The organism is Mesorhizobium sp. M7A.F.Ca.MR.362.00.0.0, from assembly GCF_004023175.1.
Lineage (GTDB): Bacteria > Pseudomonadota > Alphaproteobacteria > Rhizobiales > Rhizobiaceae > Mesorhizobium.
The window spans coordinates 11,911-18,063 of the sequence record NZ_RZTF01000083.1 but is presented as its reverse complement, the minus strand read 5'-3'; the positions used below and the strand labels follow the sequence as shown (position 1 = coordinate 18,063).

General features: G+C 64.1%; 4 protein-coding genes and 1 pseudogene (1 of these 5 only partly in view). 4 read left to right on the top strand and 1 reads right to left on the bottom strand.

Translation table 11 applies throughout. From position 1 onward, the window contains the following. Positions 1–749, bottom strand: a 749-nt coding sequence (locus EOC06_RS42460) for a CHASE3 domain-containing protein (RefSeq protein WP_245469564.1), incomplete at its 3' end; no start/stop codon positions are given. A gap of 258 nt (positions 750–1,007) precedes the next feature. On the opposite strand from EOC06_RS42460, the gene EOC06_RS13425 reads away from it, so the two are divergent. From EOC06_RS13425 to prmC, 4 genes and pseudogenes are all read left to right on the top strand, one after another. After that, complete coding sequence (locus tag EOC06_RS13425; RefSeq protein WP_013529459.1) at positions 1,008–2,261, top strand: aspartate kinase; 1,254 nt, start codon at positions 1,008–1,010, stop codon at positions 2,259–2,261. A gap of 83 nt (positions 2,262–2,344) precedes the next feature. Next, on the top strand, positions 2,345–4,615 hold the full coding sequence (gene ptsP, locus EOC06_RS13420) for a phosphoenolpyruvate--protein phosphotransferase (protein WP_128307979.1): 2,271 nt from the start codon (positions 2,345–2,347) through the stop codon (positions 4,613–4,615). Positions 4,616–4,625: 10 nt separating this feature from the next. Beyond that, a complete protein-coding gene (gene prfA / locus EOC06_RS13415) occupies positions 4,626–5,705 on the top strand; it encodes a peptide chain release factor 1 (RefSeq protein WP_128307978.1) in 1,080 nt (359 codons plus the stop codon). Then, positions 5,698–6,153: pseudogene (gene prmC / locus EOC06_RS13410) on the top strand (peptide chain release factor N(5)-glutamine methyltransferase) (it continues 385 nt past the right edge of the window). The gene prfA and the pseudogene prmC overlap by 8 nt, the downstream one beginning before the upstream one ends.

Sequence of the window (6,153 nt, the reverse complement as noted above, 5' to 3'; positions counted from 1 at the left end):
ATGCCGCCTGTAAGCTGGCCGACCGCCTCCATCTTGTGCATCTGGCGGATCTGGGATTCGGCCTTTTCGCGAGTCTCGATCTCCTTACCGAGGGCGACGTTCTTGCGCACCAACTCATCCTGGGCGACGGCCACCTCACGGAAGCGGCGGCGCGATTCCCTGATCGCGTAGCCGGCAAGCAGGAAGATCGCCAGCAGCGCCGCCAGCGAACCGATGCGTAGCCAGGCCTCGACCTGGTCGGTATGCGCGTCGCGCGCGGCGATGGCTGCGGCACTGATGCGTCGGACCGTATCCATGCTGGTCCGGATTTCGTCCATGACGGCCTTGCCCTGGCCGCTGCGAACCAGATCCAGGGCATTCGTCGCATTGCCCTGGTCGTACAGGGCAATCGTCTCGGCCAGTTCAGCCTGCTTTCGCGAAAGCGCGTCCTTGATATGGTTGATCGGCTGGACGAGCTGGTCGTCGGGGGCGGTCAAGCTGTCGATGCGGGCAAGTTGGCCCGGAATGGCGCGGATAGCGCTCCGATAGGGTTCGAGATAGGATTTCTCGCCGGTCAGCAGGTAGCCACGCTGGCCGTTCTCGGCTTCCTGCGCCAGAGAAAGCAGACCCGAAAGCAATTGCTGATATTCGATTGCCTCGCGCGCGGCGGCGCGGTTGGCCCGTTGTTCCTCGACCAGCATGGCGCGGCTGCCGACAATCAGCACCAGCACGGCGAAGCCGGCGACAAGCGGGAGCGATTGCCATCGCATGGCACGTCGAAGACGAGCAATCATCATCTGTTATGCCGAACCAAAAGAATTCCCCGCAGGCTGCATTTCGTAGGCGGCGGCGGGGCGGAAGGCAATATGCCGGGTTCTGGCGCCGGCAATCGGCCGCCAGCCTTGCGAAACCTTCATCATTTGGCTAAGGAGGCCGCGCATTCAGCGGCCGGCGTCAGCCGGCCTTCCGCTTTTCGGGATTCCGGCTTTTGGCCGGGATCCGGCTTCAGGCAAAGGCATTTCGTTCCCATGGCGCGCATCGTGATGAAATTCGGCGGAACCTCGGTCGCCGACATCGCCCGCATCCGCAACGTGGCGCGTCACGTAAAACGCGAGGTCGACGCTGGCCACGAGGTGGCGGTGGTCGTTTCGGCGATGGCCGGGAAGACCAATGAACTGGTCGGCTGGACGCGTGAGGCCTCGCCGATGCATGACGCACGCGAATATGATGCGGTCGTCGCTTCCGGCGAGCAGGTCACGGCCGGCCTTCTGGCCATCACCTTGCAGAACATGGGCGTGCACGCCCGCTCCTGGCAGGGCTGGCAGATCCCGATCAAGACCGACAATGCGCATGGAGCGGCGCGCATCCTCGATATCGACGGCGCGTTCCTGATCAAGCGCTTCGGCGAGGGCCAGGTGGCGGTGATCGCCGGGTTCCAGGGCATCGGCCCGGACAATCGTATCGCCACGCTCGGCCGCGGCGGCTCCGACACCAGTGCCGTCGCCATCGCCGCGGCGGTCAAGGCTGATCGCTGCGACATCTACACCGACGTCGACGGGGTCTACACCACCGATCCGCGCATCGAGCCCAAGGCGCGGCGGCTGGCCAAGATATCGTTCGAGGAAATGCTTGAAATGGCTTCGCTCGGCGCCAAGGTTCTGCAGGTGCGTTCGGTCGAGCTTGCCATGGTGCACAGGGTGCGTACCTTCGTGCGGTCGTCCTTCGACGATCCCGACGCGCCCGGAATGGGGGATTTGCTCAATCCGCCCGGAACGCTCATTTGCGACGAGGAAGAGATCGTGGAACAGCAGGTCGTCACCGGAATTGCCTACGCCAAGGATGAAGCGCAGATTTCGCTGCGCCGGGTCGGCGACCGGCCGGGCGTTGCCGCCGGCATCTTCGGGCCGCTGGCCGAGGCCAACATCAATGTCGACATGATCGTCCAGAACATTTCCGAGGACGGCAAGTTCACCGACATGACCTTCACCGTGCCGTCGGGCGATGTCGACAAGGCGCTGGCCGTGCTTGAACGCCTCAAGGCTTCGATCGGCTACGATGTCGTGCAGTCGGAAGCCGGCATGTCGAAGGTTTCGGTCATCGGCATCGGCATGAGGAGCCATGCCGGCGTCGCCGCCACCGCCTTCAAGGCGCTGGCCGACAAATCGATCAACATCCGCGCCATCACGACCTCCGAGATCAAGATTTCGATCCTGATCGACGGTCCGTATACGGAACTTGCGGTTCGTACTTTGCATTCCGTCTACGGTCTGGATAAGCAGTAGCGAGAACGATTTGAGTTGTTGCGTGTGCGCCGGTCGCGGTGGAAACTGCGGCGGGCAGAATGCCCATTGGAGAAGAAGCCGCGATGCGTGATCAGGCCAGTGGCCCGCGCGTTTTGCTCAAACGGCTCCGCGAGCTCATGCAGGAGCCGCTGGAGCCGCAGGAGCGGCTTGACCGGATCGTGCGCGACATCGCCTCCAACATGGTCGCGGAAGTCTGCTCGCTCTATGTGCTGCGCGCCGATTCGGTGCTCGAACTCTACGCTACCGAAGGTCTGAACCCGAACGCCGTCCATTTGGCGCAGTTGCGGCTGGGCCAAGGCCTGGTCGGCACGATCGCAGCCAGCGCGCGGCCGCTCAACCTGTCCAATGCGCAGGAACACCCTGCCTTCGCCTATCTGCCGGAGACCGGGGAAGAGATCTACAACTCGTTTCTCGGCGTGCCGGTGCTGCGGGCAGGGCGCACGCTGGGCGTGCTTGTGGTGCAGAACAAGACCATGCGCCATTACCGCGACGACGAGGTCGAAGCGCTGGAAACCACCGCGATGGTGATCGCCGAGATGATCGCCACCGGCGATCTGGCGCGGCTGACCCGGCCCGGCCTTGAACTCGATCTGCGCCGTCCTGTCAGCTTCACCGGCCTGTCCTTCAATGAAGGCGTCGGGCTCGGCCATGTCGTGCTGCACGAGCCGCGCATCGTCGTCACCAATCTGTTCAACGAAGACAGCGAGGAAGAGGTCCGCCGCCTCGAGACCTCACTCAGCTCGCTCAGGCTGTCCATCGACGACATGCTGGAACGCCGCGACGTCGCCTTCGAAGGCGAGCATCGCCAGGTGTTGGAAGCCTATCGCATGTTCGCCAACGATCGCGGCTGGGTGCGGCGGCTGGAAGAGGCCATCCGCAACGGCCTGACGGCCGAAGCGGCGGTGGAAAAGGTGCAGAGCGACATGCGCGCCCGCATGCTGCACATGACCGATCCCTATCTGCGCGAGCGGATGAGCGATTTCGACGACCTCGCCAACCGCCTGCTGCGCCAGCTGATGGGGCGCGGGCCGGAAGATGTCGCCGCATCGCTGCCGAAGGATGCCATCATCGTTGCCCGTTCGATGGGGGCCGCCGAGCTGCTCGATTATCCCCGCGACAAGATGCGCGGGCTGGTGCTCGAGGATGGTGCCGCGACCAGTCACGTCGTCATAGTCGCGCGTGCCATGGGCATTCCCGTCGCCGGGCAGATGAAGGGCGCCGTTTCCATGGCGGAAAACGGCGATGCCATCATCGTCGACGGCGAAGAGGGCGTGATCCATTTGCGGCCGCAGCCCGATCTCGAGGCCGCCTACGCCGAAAAGGTGCGCTTCAGGGCGCGCCGGCAAGAGGTCTACCGCGAGCTGCGCAAGAAGCCGTCGACGACCAGGGACGGTGTCCAGGTCGACCTGTTGATGAATGCCGGTCTCGCCGTCGACCTGCCGCAGCTTGCCGAAGCGGGCGCGGCCGGCATCGGCCTGTTCCGCACCGAATTGCAATTCATGGTCGCCTCGACATTTCCCCGGGCCGAAGCCCAGGAAAAGCTGTACCGCGACGTGCTCGAAGCGGCGCGCGGCAAGCCGGTCACTTTCCGCACCATCGACATTGGCGGCGACAAGGTGCTGCCCTATTTCAAGGGTGCGATCCAGGAAGAGAACCCGGCGCTTGGCTGGCGGGCGATCCGGCTGACGCTTGACCGGCCGGGGTTGTTGCGCACCCAGATCCGCGCTTTGCTCAAGGCCAGCGGCGGCCGCGAATTGAAGCTGATGCTGCCGATGGTGACCGAGCTGGGCGAGATCGCCCAGGCACGCGAGATCATCGATCGCGAGGTGCGGCATTTGTCGCGCTTTGCCCATCATTTGCCGACCAGCCTGAAGCTGGGCGCGATGTTGGAAGTTCCGTCGCTATTGTTCCAGCTCGATGAATTGATGAAGGCGGTCGATTTCGTCTCGGTCGGTTCGAACGACCTGTTCCAGTTCGTCATGGCCGTCGACCGTGGCAACACGCAATTGGCAAACCGCTTCGACACGCTGTCGGCGCCGTTCCTGCGTGTGCTCAAGCAGATCGCCGATGCCGGCGTCCGCAACAATACGCCGGTGACGCTGTGCGGCGAACTCGCCGGCAAGCCGATCTCGGCGATGGCGCTGATCGGCCTCGGTTTCCGTTCGATCTCGATGTCGCCGGCCTCGATCGGTCCGGTCAAGGCGATGCTGACGGAACTGCCGCTGGACGAGTTGAAGGCGTTTTTCGACGACAATCTGATGGCTCCGGCACAGGGCTTGCCGATGCGGGCGCTGCTGCAGGCCTTTGCCGACGGCCGTTCGATCCCATTGTAGCAGCCTCATCATGGTCAATTTGCCCCGCGATCGTATGGATCAAGTCGTCAAGCGTTTCGAGATGCTCGAAGCGCAGATGTCGGCCGGCCCGGCGCCGGATGCCTATGTGCGCATGGCGTCCGAATATGCCGAAATCCAGGATATGGTGGCCAAGGTCAGGGCATTGCGCCTGGCCGAGCGTGAACAGGCCGATCTGGAAGCCATGCTTGCCGACAAGGGCACCGATGCCGAGATGCGGGCGCTCGCCGAGGCCGAGTTGCCGGAGGTAGAGGACCGCATCGAGGCGTTGCAGAAGGATATCCAGATCCTGCTGTTGCCCAGGGATGCCGTCGACGACAAGAACGCCATTCTCGAAATCCGCGCCGGCACCGGCGGTGACGAGGCCGCGCTGTTCGCCGGCGACCTGTTTCGCATGTATGAGCGCTACGCCGCCGAACGCGGCTGGCGTTTCGAAACCGCCTCGGCCAGCGATGGCGACGCCGGCGGCTTCAAGGAAATCATCGCCACCGTGTCGGGCAAAGGCGTCTTTGCGCATCTGAAATTCGAATCCGGCGTGCACCGCGTGCAGCGTGTGCCGGCAACGGAGGCCAGCGGGCGCATTCACACCTCGGCCGCAACCGTCGCGGTGCTGCCCGAAGCCGAAGAGGTCGACATCGACATCAGGGCCGAAGACATCCGCATCGACACGATGCGCGCCTCGGGTTCGGGCGGCCAGCACGTCAACACCACCGATTCGGCCGTCCGCATCACCCATCTGCCGACCGGCATCATGGTCGTGCAGGCGGAGAAATCGCAGCATCAGAATCGCGCCAAAGCCATGCAGATCCTGCGTGCCCGGCTCTATGACCTGGAGCGCGGCAAGGCCGACGAGGAGCGTTCCGAATCGCGCAAGTCGCAGGTCGGTTCCGGTGACCGCTCGGAACGCATCCGCACCTATAATTTCCCGCAAGGCCGCGTCACCGACCATCGCATCAATTTGACGCTCTACAAGCTCGACCGGGTGATGATGGGCGAACTCGACGAGATCATCAACGCGCTGATTGCCGATCACCAGTCGAAATTGCTCGCCGACATCGGCATCGATGACTGACCTGCCCGACGCACTCGGCCCGATGCTGCGGGAAGCGCGGGCTCGGCTTGGCACCACTGTCGACGACCCGGCGCTCGATGCGCGGCTGATCGTCGAGCATTTTTCGGGCACGACGCGCACGCAAGCCATTGCGGACCCTGAACGCAGGCTCGGCGCCGGCATTGTTGCCGAAATCGATGCCGCCCTGAGACGGACGCCGCGCTGGCGGCGAACCGGTGCATCGCATCCTCGGCTATCGTGAATTCTACGGTTTGCGCCTGTCGCTGTCGCCGGAAACGCTGGAGCCGCGGCCGGATACCGAAACGCTGGTCGAGGCGATATTGCCCTTCGTCAAGGCAGTTGCGGCGCGGGAAGGCGGGTGCCGCATCCTCGATCTTGGCACCGGCACCGGCGCCATTGCGCTGGCGCTGCTCAGCGTCGTACCGACGGCTAGCGCAACCGGCGTCGA